The organism is Paenibacillus helianthi, assembly GCF_001909055.1.
Lineage (GTDB): Bacteria > Bacillota > Bacilli > Paenibacillales > Paenibacillaceae > Paenibacillus_AQ > Paenibacillus_AQ helianthi.
This window is the reverse complement of record NZ_LVWI01000041.1, coordinates 56,076-74,110: the sequence shown is the minus strand read 5'-3', so window position 1 is coordinate 74,110 and position 18,035 is coordinate 56,076. Positions and strand designations below refer to the sequence as shown.

General features: G+C 47.2%; 21 protein-coding genes. 17 read left to right on the top strand and 4 right to left on the bottom strand.

The features are described from left to right. The first annotated feature begins 35 nt into the window (after positions 1–35). The 10 genes from A3844_RS15190 to A3844_RS15145 all read left to right on the top strand — a co-directional run bounded on the left by A3844_RS15190 (position 36) and on the right by A3844_RS15145 (position 8,685). Positions 36–656, top strand: a complete 621-nt coding sequence (locus A3844_RS15190; RefSeq protein WP_074107817.1) for a TetR/AcrR family transcriptional regulator — start codon at positions 36–38, stop codon at positions 654–656. Positions 657–819: 163 nt separating this feature from the next. Continuing rightward, positions 820–2,286: a DHA2 family efflux MFS transporter permease subunit gene (locus tag A3844_RS15185; RefSeq protein WP_074107816.1), complete on the top strand. Its 1,467-nt coding sequence runs from the start codon at positions 820–822 to the stop codon at positions 2,284–2,286. Between the two features lie 283 nt (positions 2,287–2,569). Continuing rightward, positions 2,570–3,058 (top strand): MarR family winged helix-turn-helix transcriptional regulator, encoded by a 489-nt coding sequence (locus A3844_RS15180; RefSeq protein ID WP_074107815.1) that lies wholly within the window; start codon positions 2,570–2,572, stop codon positions 3,056–3,058. Beyond that, entirely contained in the window at positions 3,033–3,971 is a 939-nt protein-coding gene (locus A3844_RS15175; RefSeq protein WP_074087893.1) for an alpha/beta hydrolase, read from the top strand. Before A3844_RS15180 ends, A3844_RS15175 begins: the two co-directional genes overlap by 26 nt. Further along, entirely contained in the window at positions 3,968–4,951 is a 984-nt protein-coding gene (locus A3844_RS15170; protein WP_074107814.1) for an amidohydrolase family protein, read from the top strand. Before A3844_RS15175 ends, A3844_RS15170 begins: the two co-directional genes overlap by 4 nt. A gap of 91 nt (positions 4,952–5,042) precedes the next feature. Then, the gene (locus A3844_RS15165) at positions 5,043–5,303 is read left to right on the top strand and encodes a hypothetical protein (RefSeq protein ID WP_074107813.1); all 261 of its coding nucleotides are present in this window, start codon (positions 5,043–5,045) and stop codon (positions 5,301–5,303) included. Between the two features lie 251 nt (positions 5,304–5,554). After that, positions 5,555–6,460: an ABC transporter ATP-binding protein gene (locus tag A3844_RS15160; RefSeq protein ID WP_074107812.1), complete on the top strand. Its 906-nt coding sequence runs from the start codon at positions 5,555–5,557 to the stop codon at positions 6,458–6,460. 191 nt (positions 6,461–6,651) lie between these two features. After that, positions 6,652–7,254 carry a YkoP family protein gene (locus A3844_RS15155; protein WP_074107811.1) on the top strand — a complete coding sequence of 201 codons (603 nt, stop codon included), beginning with the start codon at positions 6,652–6,654 and terminating at the stop codon, positions 7,252–7,254. A gap of 32 nt (positions 7,255–7,286) precedes the next feature. After that, positions 7,287–7,985 (top strand): polysaccharide deacetylase family protein, encoded by a 699-nt coding sequence (locus A3844_RS15150; RefSeq protein ID WP_074102498.1) that lies wholly within the window; start codon positions 7,287–7,289, stop codon positions 7,983–7,985. Positions 7,986–8,124: 139 nt separating this feature from the next. After that, positions 8,125–8,685 (top strand): polymer-forming cytoskeletal protein, encoded by a 561-nt coding sequence (locus tag A3844_RS15145; RefSeq protein ID WP_083606860.1) that lies wholly within the window; start codon positions 8,125–8,127, stop codon positions 8,683–8,685. Positions 8,686–8,803: 118 nt separating this feature from the next. Here the strand turns inward: A3844_RS15145 and A3844_RS15140 are convergent, their stop codons facing one another. Further along, a complete protein-coding gene (locus A3844_RS15140; RefSeq protein ID WP_074107809.1) occupies positions 8,804–9,577 on the bottom strand; it encodes an AraC family transcriptional regulator in 774 nt (257 codons plus the stop codon). 5 nt (positions 9,578–9,582) lie between these two features. After that, on the bottom strand, positions 9,583–10,173 hold the full coding sequence (locus A3844_RS15135; protein ID WP_074107808.1) for a LysE family translocator: 591 nt from the start codon (positions 10,171–10,173) through the stop codon (positions 9,583–9,585). 173 nt (positions 10,174–10,346) lie between these two features. On the opposite strand from A3844_RS15135, the gene A3844_RS15130 reads away from it, so the two are divergent. The 6 genes from A3844_RS15130 (at position 10,347) to A3844_RS15105 (ending at position 14,800) form a co-directional block, all read left to right on the top strand. Further along, the gene (locus A3844_RS15130) at positions 10,347–11,231 is read left to right on the top strand and encodes an AraC family transcriptional regulator (RefSeq protein ID WP_074107807.1); all 885 of its coding nucleotides are present in this window, start codon (positions 10,347–10,349) and stop codon (positions 11,229–11,231) included. Between the two features lie 51 nt (positions 11,232–11,282). Beyond that, positions 11,283–11,765, top strand: a complete 483-nt coding sequence (locus A3844_RS15125) for a DinB family protein (RefSeq protein ID WP_074107806.1) — start codon at positions 11,283–11,285, stop codon at positions 11,763–11,765. 321 nt (positions 11,766–12,086) lie between these two features. Further along, positions 12,087–12,422, top strand: a complete 336-nt coding sequence (locus A3844_RS15120) for a DUF3139 domain-containing protein (protein ID WP_074107805.1) — start codon at positions 12,087–12,089, stop codon at positions 12,420–12,422. A 129-nt stretch (positions 12,423–12,551) separates the two neighbouring features. Beyond that, the gene (locus tag A3844_RS15115) at positions 12,552–13,241 is read left to right on the top strand and encodes a hypothetical protein (RefSeq protein WP_167374685.1); all 690 of its coding nucleotides are present in this window, start codon (positions 12,552–12,554) and stop codon (positions 13,239–13,241) included. A gap of 53 nt (positions 13,242–13,294) precedes the next feature. Further along, a complete protein-coding gene (locus A3844_RS15110) occupies positions 13,295–13,747 on the top strand; it encodes a hypothetical protein (RefSeq protein ID WP_074107803.1) in 453 nt (150 codons plus the stop codon). A 45-nt stretch (positions 13,748–13,792) separates the two neighbouring features. After that, positions 13,793–14,800 (top strand): HD domain-containing protein, encoded by a 1,008-nt coding sequence (locus tag A3844_RS15105; protein WP_074107802.1) that lies wholly within the window; start codon positions 13,793–13,795, stop codon positions 14,798–14,800. Between the two features lie 24 nt (positions 14,801–14,824). Here the strand turns inward: A3844_RS15105 and A3844_RS15100 are convergent, their stop codons facing one another. After that, positions 14,825–15,607, bottom strand: coding sequence for a hypothetical protein (locus A3844_RS15100; RefSeq protein ID WP_208619432.1), 783 nt, complete (start codon positions 15,605–15,607; stop codon positions 14,825–14,827). Between the two features lie 308 nt (positions 15,608–15,915). Between A3844_RS15100 and A3844_RS15095 the strand changes: the two genes are divergently transcribed. Then, complete coding sequence (locus tag A3844_RS15095) at positions 15,916–16,818, top strand: WD40/YVTN/BNR-like repeat-containing protein (protein WP_074107801.1); 903 nt, start codon at positions 15,916–15,918, stop codon at positions 16,816–16,818. 53 nt (positions 16,819–16,871) lie between these two features. Here the strand turns inward: A3844_RS15095 and A3844_RS15090 are convergent, their stop codons facing one another. Then, positions 16,872–17,678 carry an alpha/beta fold hydrolase gene (locus A3844_RS15090; protein ID WP_074107800.1) on the bottom strand — a complete coding sequence of 269 codons (807 nt, stop codon included), beginning with the start codon at positions 17,676–17,678 and terminating at the stop codon, positions 16,872–16,874. Positions 17,679–18,035 lie beyond the last annotated feature (357 nt).

Below are 18,035 nucleotides of genomic sequence, written 5' to 3'. Positions count from 1 at the left end.
ATTAAGGCTAACAGGAATGAATGGAGGAGACTCTCATGGAAAAAGCCGCTGATCTGCGTGTAATCCGAACGAGAAAACTGATTGATGAAGCTTTCCTCTCACTAGTGGAGGAGAAAGGGCTGGCAGGCGTGAATGTAAGGAGTCTGACCGCCAAGGCGGGTATTAACCGGGGGACCTTCTATCTGCATTATCAGGATATTTATGACCTGATGGACAAAATAGAGGATCAGATTATAGAAGAGATGGATCGCCTTCCTGTCCGAAGTGAACCTGAACAACTGCTCACCAGCGGGTATGTAGAAGAACCTTTTCCATCGATTGTGGAGTTTATCCGGTTTATGAATGAGCAGCACCGTTTTTTTGCAATTTTTTTCGCCCAGGATGGAACGGCATTTGGCAAAAGATTAAAAGCACTCATTCGCAGCCGCATGTATGAAAAACTCCCCCGGCAGGTCTTGAGTCCGGATGCGCTCTCTGTACCTGACGAATATATCGTCGCTTATTTCAGCTCAGCACATTTTGGGGTGATCCGGCACTGGTTTGAAACAGGAAGAATATTACCCCCGGAGCAAGTGGCCTTGATCTTAACCCGTCTGGTCCGTGATGGTCCGCTGATGACTGCCTTTAACCGCAAGCCGGAGCAGCAGCTTAAGTGATTGGTCCTCGAAAAAAGGAAAGATAGCCATCGCTAATCGTCACTATTCTAGAGAGTGTCTGATAACAGACAGTTTGTCAGGCATTGTACTTTGTCTTTTGGGCTGAACGGCAGTACACTGATTCCACGACGTCGTGCTACTATTATCTAGAGGATGAGTGGAGATGAGTGTAGACAACATACAAGTCCATATAAAAAAGGGCCCGCTGCTGTTTGTTATGATTCTGGGCGCGTTTATTGCAGTGCTGAATCAGACAATTATGAGTGTGGCCACCCCTGAGCTGATGGGGGATTTTCAGATTTCGGCGGCTACCGCTCAGTGGCTGACCACCGGATATATGCTGGTTAACGGGGTATTTATTCCTGTTACTGCTTATTTTATGCAGCGTTTCACAACACGCGAGCTGTTCCTGTCGGCAATGCTGATTTTCCTTGCGGGTTCGATTCTCTCCGGAGCGGCTCCGAGTTTCGAACTGCTGCTGACAGGACGTCTGGTTCAGGCTGCCGGAGCAGGGATTATAATGCCCCTGCTGATGAATGTCGTACTCGCGGTATATCCTGTCGAGAAGCGCGGAGGAGCGATGGGGATGATCGGATTTGCCATCATCTTTGCTCCTGCAATCGGGCCAACCTATGCTGGCTACATGCTGGATCACTATTCCTGGCGATCGCTTTTCTATATCATTATTCCTTTTGCCCTTATGGTGGTGGTTCTCGCCTGGTTCTACCTAAGGAACGTGACGGAGCGGAGCTATCCCAAACTGGATGTATGGGGGCTGATTTTATCAACCCTAGGCTTCGGAACATTATTGTACAGTTTCAGCAGAGCGGGAAGTATCGGATGGTCAAGTACCGAAGTGCATTCTACGCTTGCTGCAGGCGTGGGGCTGCTAATCCTATTCTCTTGGCGACAGCTCACCGGAAGCAATCCGTTACTGGAGTTAAAAGCATTCAAATATAGCATGTTCATGTTAACGACCCTGATTAATGTGGCGGTAACCGTGGTCATGTATGCGGATATGATGCTGCTGCCGTTGTACCTGCAGAATATGAGAGGCTATTCCGCTCTCGACTCAGGGCTGCTTATGCTTCCAGGTGCGCTGCTGATGGGTGTGATGATGCCGCTCGCCGGGAGATTGTTTGACCGCTTTGGCGCCAAATGGCTATCCATTATCGGGATTACTATAACAATTCTAACTACATTCGGCTTCATCCACCTTACTGATTCTACGGGGTACGCATATCTTCTGCTGATGTCAACCGGGAGACGGCTCGGTATGGCGCTATTCCTTATGCCGGTCACAACCGCAGGGCTGAACCAGCTTCCGGAATCCATGAATGCACACGGTACCGCAATCGCGAATACCGTGAAGCAGGTAGCCGGTGCGATCGGAACGTCACTGCTGGTCACGATTTTAACGAATCGTACCCAGTTTCATTTGGCGGATATGACAGCTTCTGGAGCTTCGGGCGAGCCCAAGCATATGCTGCTGCAGGCTTCCATTTCCGGGATGAACGATACCTACCTCGCTGTTATTGTGTTTGGAGGGATCGGACTGATTCTTTCATTCTTTATCAAGCGGACGGGCGGCGTGGATACAGGGGAGCAGGAGCTAGTTCCGGTGCGGTAACTCTGATTAGCAGAAAAACATATAGGATTTCATAAAAAAGCAACCCCGTGAACCTGAACGGAGTTGCTTTTTTTATGAAATAGAAGAATTTATATGCTTCGCGCTATAAATTTCCTTCTATTTCTCGCTAAAACGATACCGTCCTTTTAAAGGACAGCGAAGCTGTGTCTGCTTGTCACCTGCCGTAGATAAGTCAATTTGGGGGAATATTCAATAATAGGTTGACTGGGTCAACTTATAGCGGTATAACATAGTTGACTAGATCAACCATGGAGGCGGTAAAATGGAGCTTTTAACTCAGGCAAGAAATGTAGGTATACTCCACAGACAAACTCAGGCGTACATAACGGCGGTTTCCAGTCCTATGGGTATTAGCTTCTCTGAGTGCATTCTTCTGATGAACATTTACGGCAATGAGGGGATCAATCAGGAAAAGTTGTCCACCTTGTTGTTTATTGATAAGGCGGCTACGACGAGGTCGATCCAATCTCTTGAGAAGAAGGGAGTGATCAGGCGGGTAACGGGAACGGAGGACAAAAGAGCCAAGAAACTCTTTGTTACGGGTAAAGGAAGAGAATATCAAGCTTATATCTTCAAGTGTTTGGAAGCGTGGGAAAAGGTTACGACCGAGGGAATGGATGAAGCGGTAAAGGATCAGGTTTTCAAAGGGCTGCAGATGATGGCAGAGCAATCCATGCGGACAGACCTAAGTGAATGTTCAGAATTCAAGGAAGAAGGCCATAAGGATGCCATTGAACCCGAAGTTGAGTAAATTGCTGGAGACTGATTTTGCCCAAATCTATGCGCTACCGCTGGAGCAGCAGAGAGATTGGTACGACCATAGCTGGGACGATTGCAAAGGGAGTCTAGTAGAGGTTGGCAATGTACAAGATATTACCGTCACCACTTCTATCAGAGATACCCGGATTCGAGTTTATTCTCCCAAAGGCGATGGCCCTTATCCAGCATTCATTTGGATTCATGGCGGCGGTTTTGTGTTTGGAAATATTGAGGTGTATGACCCGATATGCTGCAGGATAACAGCTGCTGTGAAGTGTACGGTGATTTCCATCGAATACGGCTTGGCGCCGGAGCATAAGTTTCCCCAGCCAGTGGAAGAGTGCTATCAGACAGTACATTGGATATTCGAGCATGCGGAACGCTTGAACATTCTCGCTAGCCAGATCGCGGTTGGAGGCGACAGTGTCGGCGGGACCCTGGCGGCAGTCATTTGCCAGCTATCCCGGGATTCAGGAGAATTCAAGCTTGTGTATCAGGTCATCATCAACGCCATGCTGGATTTACTGGGTGCCACAGAGCCAAAATCACGCGTGGAGAATGTCGAAGGTTATAGACTGACCACCAAAGGCATCAAATGGTTTGTGTCCCAGTACTTGAATGAAGCAAGCGAAGCACGGGATCCCCTGGCTTCACCGTTGCTTGCTGAATATTTTGGAGAGCTTCCTGCCGCTTGTATAATTACCTCGGAATATGATCCGCTGAGAGATGAAGGGGAGATGTATGCGCGGCGCCTGAATGCGGCAGGGGTTGAGGTGTGCTTGAAAAGATACGATGGCGTTATTCATGGTTTCTTCAACATGCAGGAGACTTTGGAAGAAGCGCAGAATGCCCTGGCGCTGGTATGTGCGAAGCTGACGGAAGTATTCGGGAAGGAGTTGCAATGATGTTTGAACTTAAGGTATTACGTGCAGGGAAAATCGATCTTCACAGTCATTACCTGCCGCCGGGATACAGGGAAGCACTGCTGAAATACGCTGAACCCAATCCCGATGGGTTTCCAACTCCCGCATGGAGTGCGGAGCTTCATTTGGAGGCGATGGAGCATTTAGGGATTGCGACCTCACTGTTGTCTCTGTCTTCTCCCCATATTCATTTGGGGGACAGAAATGCTGCCAAAGAATTGGCCCGAAGCGTGAATGAGTACGGTGCGGACCTTGTGCGGAAATATCCCGGGAAGTTTCGCTTGCTGGCCTCATTGCCTGTGCCGGAGACTTGTGATTCAATTGCGGAGATTAAATACGCACTGGAAGCCCTGCACGTTGACGGATTTACACTGCCTACCAATGTTCTGGGGGTATATCTGGGCAATCCCTGCTTGAATGATATTTTTGCAGAGCTGAACATGCGAAAAGCCATTGTCGCCCTTCATCCCAATAGACCCGCTCTTGTTCCAGAGCATGTTCTGGAAGGATTGCCTGCTCCAATGATGGAGTTTTTCTTCGATACAACCCGCACGGTCATGAACCTTATCTTAACCGGAACCTTAAGCCGCTTCCCCGGCATTACCTTTATTGTCCCGCATGCTGGCGCGTTTCTGCCGATACTTGCCGACCGGATCGCACCAGCCCTGCATATGATGCCTTCGATATTTGGAGAGCACATGGGGGATGCTGGGGTGGATATATATGCCTCTCTAAAAGGACTGTATTATGATCTGGCCGGAGGGTGCCTGCCCAGACAACTGGGTAACCTGCTGCAATTGGTTGGCACGGACCATCTCTTATACGGCAGCGACTACCCGTACACCCCTGATCTCGCCTGCAAATCTTTAGCGGATGACCTGGACAGCACGGACTTGCTGACGGACGAAGCGCGCGGTCAGATCTATTGCGCGAATGCGCTGCGTTTGTTTCCAGGGCTGTAACCGGTTTCCTCCGAGATTCCGGCCGGATTTGCATGAACCCCGCTTTGATCATAGGATCAAGGCGTTTTTTTATTGTATAGGAAATTATACAATGCAAAAAAATGTGGATGCTGGAATGATTGTTTTTTGGAGTGTGGCGGTTCTTCTGCTTCTGCTTGTGATCCTTCGGCAATACCTGCGTTTGCGGGAGCATTTCCCAGCTCGACTATATCCATACCAAGCTGACGGACATTATGGACCGGGGATCCATGAAAGGCTGTTTTTGTTCAGTAATGATCCTCATGTGCAAATACTGCTTACCGATCTGAACCGTCTGCTGGACGTCAACAACAGGAGAACGGACTGGCGCTGACCATCACCTTACGGTTGACAGAACAGATGAACTGCACTATTACCTTGCGCAGCGAACCTCATGTCAAAACGGCATTTACACTTTCTTTTCGCAGGCAGACCTGCTGAATGCTCTTATTGGTCCGGCGGCTTCGCCAGGGCTTATGTCTGCAGCTTAAGAATTTTGTAAGGTTCAGGTAATAAAAAAGAAAATTCCGCTGTGTACAATAAGAACCAGGAAGACAAACGAAGAAGCCAAAGGGGATAACGGGAATGACAACCATATTGCATACATGGGAGTTAACCAAGGAGTATCAAGGCAAAGAGGCTGTTAGCGGTGTGAACATGAATATCAAGCAAGGCGAAATTTACGGGTTCCTGGGACCGAACGGAGCGGGCAAAACCACGGTAATGAAAATGATCACCAATCTGGTGAAGCCGACAGAGGGGTATATCGAATTTTTTGGAGTGAGCATGACAGACCATTCCTATGAATTGCTGAAACGCATGGGCTGCATTATTGAATATCCGGTGTTCTACGACAAGCTGACGGCGAGAGAAAATCTTCAGCTGCACGGAGAGTACATGGGGTATTACGATGCGAAGGCTATGGAAGAAGCACTGGAGCTGGTCAAGCTGAAGGGCGTGGACAAAAAGCCGGTCAAGCAGTTCTCCCTGGGGATGAAGCAGCGGCTGGGCATCGCCCGGGCGCTAATGACCAGACCGGAGCTGCTCATTCTGGATGAGCCGATCAACGGGCTGGACCCCATGGGCATCAAGGAAATGCGTGAAATATTCCGCATGCTGAGCCGGGAATATGGAATGACGCTGCTGATCTCCAGCCACATTCTGGGGGAGATTGAACAGGTCGCCGACACCATCGGCGTGATCCGTGACGGAGTTTTGCTGGAGGAAGTGGCGATGGATATGATCCGCAGCCGGAACACGCAATACATCGAACTGATTACCGGAGAGAGCAGTAAAGCGGTGTATGTGTTGGAGTACAATCTGGGCCTCACCAACTTCAAGATGCTGGACCCCAAGACAATCCGCATTTACGATGCCGTACAGCAGCTTGAACTGACTAAAGCCCTGATAGAAGCAGGCGTGGAGCTGGAAAGCTTGAGTAAAAAGAATCATTCGCTCGAAGATCATTTTGTGGAACTGATGGGGTGGTGAGGGCATTGCTTAAGCTGAAAACACTGGTGATTTCAAGTCCTATGGGAAAATGTTCGAAGGTGTCTAAGTCCTGCTGTGCTTTTTTGTAATTTTCATATTATTAATTTGCAGGCAGGGAATAATCATCCGGAAGCGTCAAACAGAGGAAAGGTTCTTATTGAAAATAGATTTTATTAGTTGTTGGAGGAAGGATGAATGAATTGGAACTGAAAATTGGAAAAAATATGGTGCAGTCGCTCTGGATGGCATGGGAAAAGGTATTTGCGCTGGGTTCACATTTTCGCGGGGCCGGGACTTTACACTTTGGGATTTGCAGCGTGATGCTCAAAAAACACAGAGGGCAGGCTATCGTATGCGAGGATTCTACGGTGATTCATGATGGGGAATGGGTAGGCGAGCTGCACCTTGATAATGGCAGCATCCTGAAGCTGATTCAGTCGGAAGGTTCAGACCGGGCTGCACTGCGCACGGCAAGAATGCTGCGTCAATCGATGCTCCAGATTAATGAAGCCTTCGAATCGCAGTCAGAGTTCAAGCAGGTCAAGGCTTTGTTAGGCGTTACGCTGCTTCACCGGGGTCTTACACATGGTCTGGGGTTTGAGCAACAGGCTCTGCAGCCAGGGATTTTTAGACGGATGACTACCGTTTATTTACGTCTGCTTCTTTCTGCACTACATCCAGAAGGAAAGAACAGAATCAGTCAACGAACGGAAAAGCTGGTCCCGATGCTGCTGATTCATTCACGTTCCTCACTGAAAAACCGTTTTTCCCCCGGAGAGAAGCTGCCAGGCTAATCTAATATACATAACGGATGAAGGAGGAAGCGATGCTCATTTATCTAGCAATTGGAATGGTCACTATCTTTTTTCTGTACATGTTAGCACCAAGTCTGATCACAAGGTTGACCGGATATGGTGTATTGCGCCAAGGGACGACTCCAAAACAGGTGGCCTTTACATTTGATGACGGGCCGCATCCGGAGTATACGCCCAGGCTGCTGGATCTTCTGAAGCTGCATCAAGTGAAAGCCACCTTTTTCGTCCTTGGTGCTCAAGCGGAACAATACCCCGAGCTGATCCGAAGAATGGACCGTGAAGGCCACCAGATTGGTATTCACAACTATGTTCATACGTCCAATTGGCTGATGCTTCCAGGCACCATCCGGCACAGACACCTGGAGCGGACTGCAGATATTGTGGAGTCTATTATCGGAACCAGGCCCAATCATTACCGTCCGCCCTGGGGACTCATCAATGTGTTTGATTTCTTGCGGCTCAGGCAGTACCGGATTGTGCTGTGGTCGATAATGGGACATGATTGGAGCCGCGAGAGATGTCAGACCTCCCTGCGCTCCACATTGTTAGACCGGATGAAAGACGGGTCGATTATTTTATTGCATGACAGCGGGGATACACTGGGGGCAGATGGCAATGCTCCGCATTATATGCTGCAGGCTTTGGAGGAAGTATTGCTGCAGCTGAAGACCAGAAATCTGAGATGTGTAAGGCTGGATGAAATGGCTTAACCTGTTAGCGTCTATTCGTCCAATGCCTTAATTTTATAAAGATAAAAAGTGATAGACACAATTTCGTGAAATTAATCACGTTGTTATTATTAAAATTTTAATATATAATATGAATATACCAAAAACAGGGGGAATTATTGTGAAGCTAGTAAAAGGATTATTGGTTGCAGGTGTGGCGGCAGCGTTGTTGTCGGGTTGCGGAAATAATAATAATACTACGAAAGAAGCGGCTAGCGCATCACCGGCTGCAAGTGCAGCGGCAACTACTACAGACGCACAAAGCACAGCATCCATCGTGAACCAAGCAGATGCCTTTACCAAAGCCGTTAGTGCAGATGGTAACTGGATTGTAGCGATTCTGAATGACCTGACTGTTGACACTGATGTGGTTGTTGCCGGTGAATTCCATGATAAAGGCAAAGCAGAAAATGCTATCTACCGTAAACTGGCTCTGTACGCACAGGATGCAGACCACAAGATCACTGCCAGCTACACGCTGACTGCTCCTAAGGTCACTGTACAAAGTGAAAACTTCAAAGTGCAGGGCGGAACGATCAAAGGTGACGTTTATGTAGAAGCCAAAGGATTTACTCTGGATAAAACAGCAACAATTGACGGCAACCTGTACTTTAAAAGCGATGATCTGAAAACAAGTGCTGTTCTTGAAGGTAAAGTTACCGGCGAAACAGCCGTTAAATAATTGAGCTTCTAAATCATAGCTATTATAAAATCTTATTGAAAAGCCTGTAGAGCTGACCCATTCCGGGTTCAGAATCTACAGGCTTTTTTTGCAACAGGAATAAAAGACTGTCAATCTCTCAATTCAGCTGTGACCTATATTCATAGGCCGTAATGCCGAACATACTTTTGAAATGCCTGTTGAGATGGGTCAGATCCGTAAATCCGCATTCGGTGACGGCGGTATAGACATCCTTGGTCCGCTCGATGGCTTGCTTGGCATGCTCTACTTTGCAGTTCAGGAAGAATTGATATGGTGAGATGCCGGTATGGCTCTTGAATGCCCGGATGAACTGGTATTTGGACATTCCAAACTCCTGGCAAAGATCGTCCAGCTTCAATACGTGATCTATGCTGAAATACATTTTTTCTTTTGCTTGCTCGACAAGCTTGTTATTCGTTCTCTGCCCCGTATCGAAATGCGTCTGTGAGACGAGACCGGCTATTTTCATTAGCAGCTCGCTGCACAGCACTTCATCTTTGCCCGACTGTATGGCATAACTCAGTCTTAATATGCACGACGCTAACTCTGCATCGTAGACAATGGGAGAGGAGAAGCGCAATTCTTGGCCGCCGAGGATCTCCGAGAACAAGTCCGGCTTGATGTACAGCATCACATAGTCAATGCCTTCCCTGTCATAAGAGCTGCCGTCATGATACTGTTCCCGGTTGAACAGCATGACGCCATTTCTATGGGAGGCCTGATAGCTTCCCTCCAGATTATACTGCTGTATGCCGCGCAGGGTTACGCCGATGGCATATTCCTCGTGGCAATGCTTTTTATAAGTGAAATCAGTAAAACTTGCCGACAAAGCCAGGATATCTGCTGATTTGGCATAGTTGAATTTCTCCACGCGGCTCACCTCCAAGTTAGAATTCCCGATACCATTACTGCAGAATATAACATAAACAAGGCCATTAGAGTATTAATCAACCGGTGATGCTCCTGCAGCAATCTTCTGAAGACAGCGCCGCACACGACCCAGGTCACAAACGCCAGAAATCCGATAACTGTAATCATCAGCACAAACAGAAAGGAAGCGGATGATGAAGTATCATAGGGCAACACGTAGCTGGGAATTACAGTTAGAGTGAATAGCAGCACCTTCGGATTGATAAACTGCATCAGCAGGCCTGAGGTAAAACTGGTTGTCTGCACCGGCGTGGCGTCCGCTCGCCCCATTCGATAGATCTGATAAGCAAGGTAGAGCATATATACACTGCCTGCGATCTGCATGATGCCAAGTATATTTGGAATAATTCCGGTAAGCACACGGTTAAGCAGAGCGGAAGCAGCAAGCAGCAGACCAAAAGCAATTGTCGCTCCCCACACATACTCCATAGCTTTTCTGGCACCATAATGCTGTACGGATGATAGAATGACAATATTGGTAGGTCCGGGTGTAAAGGTGACCACAATACAGTACAGAATGAAGGATGCGATGTTCATAATGACCTCCTATACAAGTAGTCACATGAATATACACCCTGAAGGCTAATGACTATAGTATATTATTGCAGCAATCAAATCAAAGGGGAATGACCCGTCAATATGGTGCACCAACTGTCGGAACCGGGTCCTGAAGGGCTGTTATTCTAGGAATGAGGGGAGGAGGAAGTGAAATGAATCTGCTGGAGAACATGAATGATGCTCTAGCTTACATTGAAGCACATCTCAAGGAAGAGGTGGATCTCAAGGAGGCTGCCAGACGAGCATTATGCTCCGAATATCACTTCAAGCGGATGTTCTCATTCCTTGCGGGAGTGTCACTGTCGGAGTATATCCGTTTCAGACGCCTGACGCTGGCCGCATTTGAGCTGCAGCAAAGTCCGCGGCGGATCATCGATGTAGCTCTGAATTTTGGTTACAGCTCACCGGATGCGTTCACGAAGGCGTTCCAGCTTTTTCACGGAGTGACTCCATCGGAAGCGCGGGCGGGCGGGTTCTCCCTGAAATCCTTCCCTCGGATGACTTTTCAGTTGACGATTAGGGGAGGCAGTGAAATGAATTACCGTATGGAGGAAAAAGAGGCTTTTCGCATTGTTGGACTGAAGAAGAGGGTTCCGATTCAATTTGGCGGCGTGAATCCGGAGATTGCTGCCATGTGGCAGAGCCTGAATATGCAAATGATTACCGAGCTTAAGGGGCTGTCGAATATCGATCCGGCCGGGATGATCAGCGCATCGGTGAATTTCTCTGAAGGGCGCATGGAGGAAAAAGGAGAACTGGACCACTATATCGGTGTAGCTACCTCGCTTGAAGGTCCGGGGCACTACGCGCAGCTTGAGGTTCCCGCTTCCACATGGGCAGTATTTGAAGCGGTTGGGCCGTTCCCGGATACTCTCCAGAATATTTGGGGCCGGATTTACTCCGAATGGTTCCCTTCTTCCAATTACGAGCTGGTAGAAGGGCCGGAGATTTTATGGAATGAGAGCAAGGATACGGCCTCGCCGGCGTACAGAAGTGAAATTTGGATACCGGTTCAATTGACCCGCCTGTCGGGTTGATATGGTAAGGTATGATTACATCCTAACATCGACAAGGCAGGTGTAATAGAAATGGTTCAGGCTAAGGAAGTGCTCAGCAACCAGCTGCTCGCAAATGCAAATGACCCTAGCTGGTATGTTACCTTTACAGAATCGGTGCAGGGGTTAAGCGAAGATGAGGCGCTGTGGAAGGCGGACGAAGACAGCAACAGCATTGCCGAATTGGTTCAACATCTGCTGTATTGGAATCAGACCTGGCAGACTCGGTACCTTGAAGCCAGTGTTCATGCCGTACCCTCTGTAGAGAGCAACAATCTTACATTTCAGCTTCCCCAGAGTACCTCTTTTGAGCAGCTTCAAGCAAGGTTGCTGGAGGTGCTGTTGAATTGGCGGAGACTGTTAACCGAAGCACAGCTGGCGGAAGACGTGCTGGAGTTCCCCGGCAGCCAGTGGTGGGAAATCGTCGGGAATGTGACTACCCATAATGCCTATCATATCGGCCAGATCGTATTTATCCGCAAGCTGCAGAAGAGCTGGAAACGAAGTAGGGAATAGAACCATAGGTACTAGAAGATATTTCGCTTGATATATTTAACATGTAACAACCAGATTAGAGCATCTCGATTTTCTGAGGTGCTTTTTTTGAGATTATTTTGGTGCCTGCCGTGGCGTTTTTTACTCTCGGATATGATCCGGGGGACCTTTTCTGGAGTACAAATGCCCCTACCTTTTAGGTCCGGTTGTTTATTTTGATTATAGTTGGGTTGAATCTATCTGAAGAGCTAGTTAATATTGGAATTAATAACCATACACGCTACAGGGTAAAGAAATTAAAGGTTTTCATAATATTATGTGATTTTAAACGGAGGGGAAGACTTGAATAGAAAAAGAGGACTCTTTATTGTTCTAACAATACTGCTTGCTGTGATTTTAGTCGGCAGCTGTTTTTTATTGACAGGATTACCGCAGAAAAAAAGTGGAATTGCAAATGAAGTAAGAGAATATCTTATCAATGAACGGTCATACTCTGTTGATGAATTTCAAAAAGTTCAGGGAGTCTATAGTTTTAAATCTGATGATTATCAGGCTACCGTAAGATTCAAAGATGAGCCTAATGTAAATTATACATATGAAAAAATAGAAGGTACGTACAAGCTTGTTGAAACTTCAAATATACATGGAAATCATATAGATGAAACGTATAATCAATAAATATTTGTAATCCCGTTGTAGTGCTTGTGAACCTTCTTCACGAGTTATTAGCACCAACGATTAATGAAGATGATATGTTATAATAAGGAAAATCAATGGATTGGAGGTGATACCAGCATGAGAATGAGATTGCCCATAGAAGTGCAGATTATGGCATTGTGTTTTGTAGTTTCTTGTATTGCAACCTCTTGTGATTCAGGTGACCCATCTGGCAAAGTATCGGAAGAGCTCCCCCATAAGTTAACTTCTGAGCAAGCGGGTGCATTGATTCTGGCCAATAAGAACTTATCAACTTCCAGTGAAATGGCCTCACACCTGATCGACATCACCCCCTCTGACATTTGGGAACAAACAGGGCATCAGCTTTTTAAAAATATTGAAGCGACTTCGAGCTGGGATACCTTTGCCGTGTCTGATGGGAGTGCTGTGCAGATCGGTATGGGGTTCGGCGGATTTGGGGTAACAAGCGCTGTCCCTTATGATGTCAATAAAGACGGTACAGTGGATATAGTCTATGCATATTCTTTTGGCTCAGGACTTCACCGCTCGGTTATTGCGTGGCTGGACCTGCAGAATTCCACCGAGCATATCATTTCAAGCAAACCGGCACAAACGGATTTCCGCCAGTATGATCTGATCCTGAAAACTGAAGATAAGCAGATTGGAGTTTACCGTATTAAAAATACGGGTACGAGTAAAACCAGTTTAGATGTATTACGTACATACCCTTCCAAGACAGATATTGAGAATATGACTCTAGTTAAGGAAGGGGAACTGGTTTGGGAGAACGGTGAATTCTTTAACATTCCTGTGGATTGATTACTATAAGGATTTCAAGGTGGAATGCTTGAATCTTGGTTAGGGGGATCATCATGTTTCATCCTGTAAGCCTAATAATACCGCTGATGATATTGCTGCCTAATTTGCTATTTTTCAAATTTGAGCCTCAGAACATGCCTGGCGAGACGGCGAGGAATCTTCTTTTGACTGGAGCAGAATTCATTGGGCGAATGGGTGTGATCACCGTTCCACTTTTCTATTCCCTTCATTTACAGAACGTTTATGAGGTCCTGTCTCTGGTAGTGATGTTGCTCTCGCTGGGCATGTACTACTTCGGATGGGGAAGATACTTCATGAACGGAAGAGCGTACAGATTGCTGTTCACACCGCTCATGGGTGTTCCTGTGCCTTTGGCGTTAAGTCCGGTCCTCTATTTTCTGTCCGCTTCAGTGATTCTGCACTCCGGCTATCTGCTTATCTTCAGCATAATACTTGGAGCGGGACATATTCCCGCCAGTCTCAGTGATTATAAACGGAATACATAAGCCCTTTCACGGAGCAATCAATGGAGTAATATGGGGGGCAGGAGTTTGAGCCAGATCATCTATGAATACAGCGCCCAGATAACGGGCGGAAGAGAAATATGGGAACCGGTGTGGGGACTTAGGACAAGGTTAACGAAAATCGAAGATGCCCTGCTGCAATCATCTCCTGTACGCAGGCTGCATTTCATTCACCATAACGGCTGCAGCTACATCAATACTCAGCATGTGGCAACACGTCTGCAGCACACCATTGGCGTGTTCTCTCTCATTGCCTATTTTTGTCCGGAATCGGCTGAGCTTAGGATTGCAGCGCTTCTGCATGACATCGGACACAGTCCCTTTAGCCATGTACTGGAGCAGATCGAAGGGATCGATCATCATACAAGAACCCGTGAGCTGTTATTCTCCTCTGAGATTGGTGATATCCTTGCAGGATACAATGTCGATCCAGTTGCTATATTAGATTTAATAGAAGGCAATACCGCAAGTCCTTTAAGAAATAAAGAAAACAAAGTCCATTTGGACCATCTGGATTCATGGCTGAGGAGTGCACAAATGACAGGACTCGTTCCGTTGCCGGGAATGCTCTTAGGCCAAATCACAAGGGAAGGCAATCACATCACGATGGATGTCGAGACTGCCGAAACAGTGCTGCAATGTATCCTTTCCGAGGCAAGGTTTCATTGTTCTGTAGTAAATATCGGGCCGAACGCAATTTTGAAGCATCTGGTTTCGATTCTACTTGAAGCAAATATAGTTTCAGTTGAATCACTTCTAGGAATGACGGATGCCAGAGTTCAATCTATTTTGCTTGACGCCAGGCAGACTTGTGAAGAAGCGTACCGTCTTTTTTATCACCCGCATGAAATCAAGGTCACCCGCAGTGCAAGCAATCTTCCTGCTAATTCACATATCATTGTCCGAAATAAGCTCTATCTCTCAGAACCGCTAATTACCCGCCGGGCAGCATCAGTTCAATCTCTTCCGTCTTATCCGCTAATGGATGAAGTTAGCTCATTGCTGGGGACGTATTACGTTTACTGGAAGCCATAAGGAATCAAAAGATGCGAATAGCATCTAAATATACTCTCCAAACAGCTGAACCAGAATATCTCTGTTCACGCCAAGCTTGCCTTGCCAGCCAGCCCAAGGCATCTCCATATCGGAGCGGCCTTTGGTATTGTTTAATTCATGCTCCCCATTCAGGATCTCTTCAATATTCGTCCAATAACCTGGGGCTAGCGGTAGGATGGCGTTCGGGAGTACACCTAACATGGCTAGCGATTGCAGAATGTCCCTGCGTGTGCCTGCGGTTCCTTTGAGCAGCTTGGACGAAGTCAGACGTTTCTCGAATTGGCCGGGTGTTTCTTCATCTGCCGCTGCTTCAAGCATCTCTAGGAGCTGTTTAAACAGTTGAATATCTTCGCTCTTCGGGGACCCATACCCACGCTCCAATAATTCATATAATTCGGTAAGATCCGTATATGCCCCAGTGGTGCTGCCGTAGGTGTTACCTAAATGAATAGCGTACCTGATCCGGGACAGGTTCTCCCATTGATCGCGATGGAACCCGCAGTATTTGCAGCACACAAAGCGTTCGGCTTGTTCGTAATCATGCTCCTGCATATGGATCATCCGCTGATAACTCATGAGAGAAGAAACGCCCCTGGGGAAACTTCCGCCAACCCCCGCAATAAAAGCTCCCGCGATACGGGACCAGCTGGCACGCCCGTCCGATTGGAGAGCAATCAGCATCCGGTTGATATCATGATGTGTAATTTCATGCGTGTCATTGGCCTCCCACCTGTACTGCTCCAACTGCTTGCGCTCAGCAGGCTCCAGGGTATCCGTTCGATACAAGCTAACTCCACGTTCTACGTCATATTCGGAATTCGTATGATGGTAGAGTTTCTTTTAGGGCATCCAGCATTTTTTTGTCCATTCATATAGTCCTCTCTGCGCGGAGATGTCTCTGTGTCTTGACTACTAGACTAATAGGAGTTCCTCCAAAAGCAAAATACTGCAGTACTGTGCATACCGATTGGATACTTTAGGCGAACAGGAATGTTTTACAAAATAGTATTGAGAATGATAACTTTATGCCACTTTTACAGCAGGACAATCGTTTATTGTGAGAAATATACAGGAATATAGGAGGAGGATTGGTAATGCGGAGAGGATTCTGGTTGAGGAAAATCCCTTGGTTTGGAGCGTTGCTATTGATATCGTTATCGGCAATGTTTGTCTCCGGAATCAGCGAGGGCAGCAGTGTAGCGCTCAAACCGGGGACGGTATATACACGCGATTCGGCAGGGGAGCAGGTCATTGCCTATAATGCCGGTCATTCGTATTCGCTCGACAAGGATGGTCATGTGATCATTTCATACAGCAACGGCAAATCGAAGGTCAAAGCCCCATTGACCCTGATCCCGGGCTATCGAGAAGACTCGGGAATGTCCGAACATGAAACGGGTTTTTTTATCTCCATAGACAAAACAGCTATTACTTATGGAGGCTCCAGGGGAACTCCGGTTCAGGTGCTTATCTCCAATAATCAGGGGAAAACATGGAATACGTACCCAGTGACAAAAGAGCTCATCGGCACGACCAAAAACATCGGATTCATTTCCAAAAATGAAGGCTGGATAGTGCTCAGCAGATTCAACGGGATGGGCAGTGAAAATCATTATATCTACAAGACAAAAGATGGCGGGAAGTCTTGGAGTGAAGTGAAGGGGAATGCCAATACAGTATACGCAAGAGTATTAACCGGAGCAGGCTTTGTCAACGACAAGATCGGGTTTTTAGGGTTCAGATATGAAACAGATTTCCAACCGGCCATATGCTGGACGCAGGACGGAGGGAAGAGCTGGACTAAGCTTCATATCAAGCTGCCCGATGGTTTTGCAGACTATAGCTTGACGCCGCTCTCTCCGGTATTCGATGGGGCAACAGGACAGTTCCCTATACTACTCAGTAAGGATGGAGCAGGTAATGTAGTGGGTACGGTCTATTTGACTAGCCAGAATTACGGGAAGACGTGGAAGTATAATAAAGTAGTGTTTCGCTGAGGATACCTGAGTAAAGGAGATTGTGATCAGTCCGACAGTCCAGCTGTAATCTGCTAGGCAAATCTGGATAGCTCCCGGTTGAATCTCTCACGTTCGTCATAAAAAAGTCCGTGGCCGCTGTTCTCAAAGGGCACAAGCACCGAATTTCGTATCCCTTGATTCTGCGCCACAGCCAGCGGATATAGACATACTTGATCATGAATGCCATGAAGAATCAATGTGGGTACGTGCACTTTTGGAAGATCAACAAATAATTCTTCGGCGATCCAGGCTCTGGAGACGGCTATCGTGGACCAGCTTGCCGCTTGCAACCCTAATTGGAAAAACCAATCCGAGAACGGCTCAGAAACCTTTTGGTAGAAAAATTGTTCTCCGAAGTCACGGAGCATCTTGGGGCGATCCTGATAAGTTGCCTGTATGATCTGCTCAATCGCTTCTTTGGTGGTGCCATAGGGGAAACCCGGCCGCTGAATCAGACTGGGGGCTGCCGACGCAAACAGCGCAAGCTTGGAAACACCATATCCGTTGTGCCGGGCCATATATCGGATCGTTACTGCTCCTCCGGTGGAGTGCCCGGCTAATGTAATATCGCGGAGCCCCAAAGCTCCGATCACACACCGGATATCATCCGCTAACCGGTTGTAGTTGTATCCGTCCAGCGGTTTATCCGAATTGCCGAATCCGCGCATGTCTATCCCGATACAACGATACCCCAGGGGCACCAGAGAATTGTATTGATATTCGAACATTTTATGGTTTGCAGGCCAGCCATGGATGAACACAATCGTTTTTCTGCCCAGCGGATTGATATCATTGACATATACATTCACATTCGGTTCTACTCTAATCCAGTGCTCCATAAGGCATTCCTCACTTATCCTTTGATTGGGTCTAGTTGGGATATACTATTCCGCTGACCTTATTAAGTGCCCAGTGTCAAAGGAAAATAAAGTGTTAGACTGGGCAAATAAAGTTGTAAACTGAGAAAATTAGACAATAATTCATTAAGCTAACGGGCAGGATAGCGTGGCGATGGATAGATTTCCATCAGCATTTCGTTGTCGCTAAAATACTAATTAACTAGAAAGTTTAGTTATAACTAATAACCACCATGTATTTATTTGGATGTAGTGTATAATCGTTTGTAATAGAGAGACGTAACAGCCCAAGTTATCTATGGTTTGGCTTAATAGGCGAAATCGTCCTTGTGTGGCAGG

Excerpts from the sequence above, each read along its gene's own strand:
- A3844_RS15165 (WP_074107813.1), top strand. The coding sequence starts at position 5,043 with ATGCAAAAAAATGTGGATGCTGGAATGATTGTTTTTTGGAGTGTGGCG.
- A3844_RS15170 (WP_074107814.1), top strand. The coding sequence starts at position 3,968 with ATGATGTTTGAACTTAAGGTATTACGTGCAGGGAAAATCGATCTTCAC.
- A3844_RS15095 (WP_074107801.1), top strand. The coding sequence starts at position 15,916 with ATGCGGAGAGGATTCTGGTTGAGGAAAATCCCTTGGTTTGGAGCGTTG.
- A3844_RS15135 (WP_074107808.1), bottom strand. The coding sequence starts at position 10,173 with ATGAACATCGCATCCTTCATTCTGTACTGTATTGTGGTCACCTTTACA.
- A3844_RS15125 (WP_074107806.1), top strand. The coding sequence starts at position 11,283 with ATGGTTCAGGCTAAGGAAGTGCTCAGCAACCAGCTGCTCGCAAATGCA.
- A3844_RS15190 (WP_074107817.1), top strand. The coding sequence starts at position 36 with ATGGAAAAAGCCGCTGATCTGCGTGTAATCCGAACGAGAAAACTGATT.
- A3844_RS15155 (WP_074107811.1), top strand. The coding sequence starts at position 6,652 with ATGAATGAATTGGAACTGAAAATTGGAAAAAATATGGTGCAGTCGCTC.
- A3844_RS15130 (WP_074107807.1), top strand. The coding sequence starts at position 10,347 with ATGAATCTGCTGGAGAACATGAATGATGCTCTAGCTTACATTGAAGCA.
- A3844_RS15185 (WP_074107816.1), top strand. The coding sequence starts at position 820 with ATGAGTGTAGACAACATACAAGTCCATATAAAAAAGGGCCCGCTGCTG.
- A3844_RS15150 (WP_074102498.1), top strand. The coding sequence starts at position 7,287 with ATGCTCATTTATCTAGCAATTGGAATGGTCACTATCTTTTTTCTGTAC.
- A3844_RS15175 (WP_074087893.1), top strand. The coding sequence starts at position 3,033 with ATGCCATTGAACCCGAAGTTGAGTAAATTGCTGGAGACTGATTTTGCC.
- A3844_RS15110 (WP_074107803.1), top strand. The coding sequence starts at position 13,295 with ATGTTTCATCCTGTAAGCCTAATAATACCGCTGATGATATTGCTGCCT.
- A3844_RS15090 (WP_074107800.1), bottom strand. The coding sequence starts at position 17,678 with ATGGAGCACTGGATTAGAGTAGAACCGAATGTGAATGTATATGTCAAT.
- A3844_RS15160 (WP_074107812.1), top strand. The coding sequence starts at position 5,555 with ATGACAACCATATTGCATACATGGGAGTTAACCAAGGAGTATCAAGGC.
- A3844_RS15180 (WP_074107815.1), top strand. The coding sequence starts at position 2,570 with ATGGAGCTTTTAACTCAGGCAAGAAATGTAGGTATACTCCACAGACAA.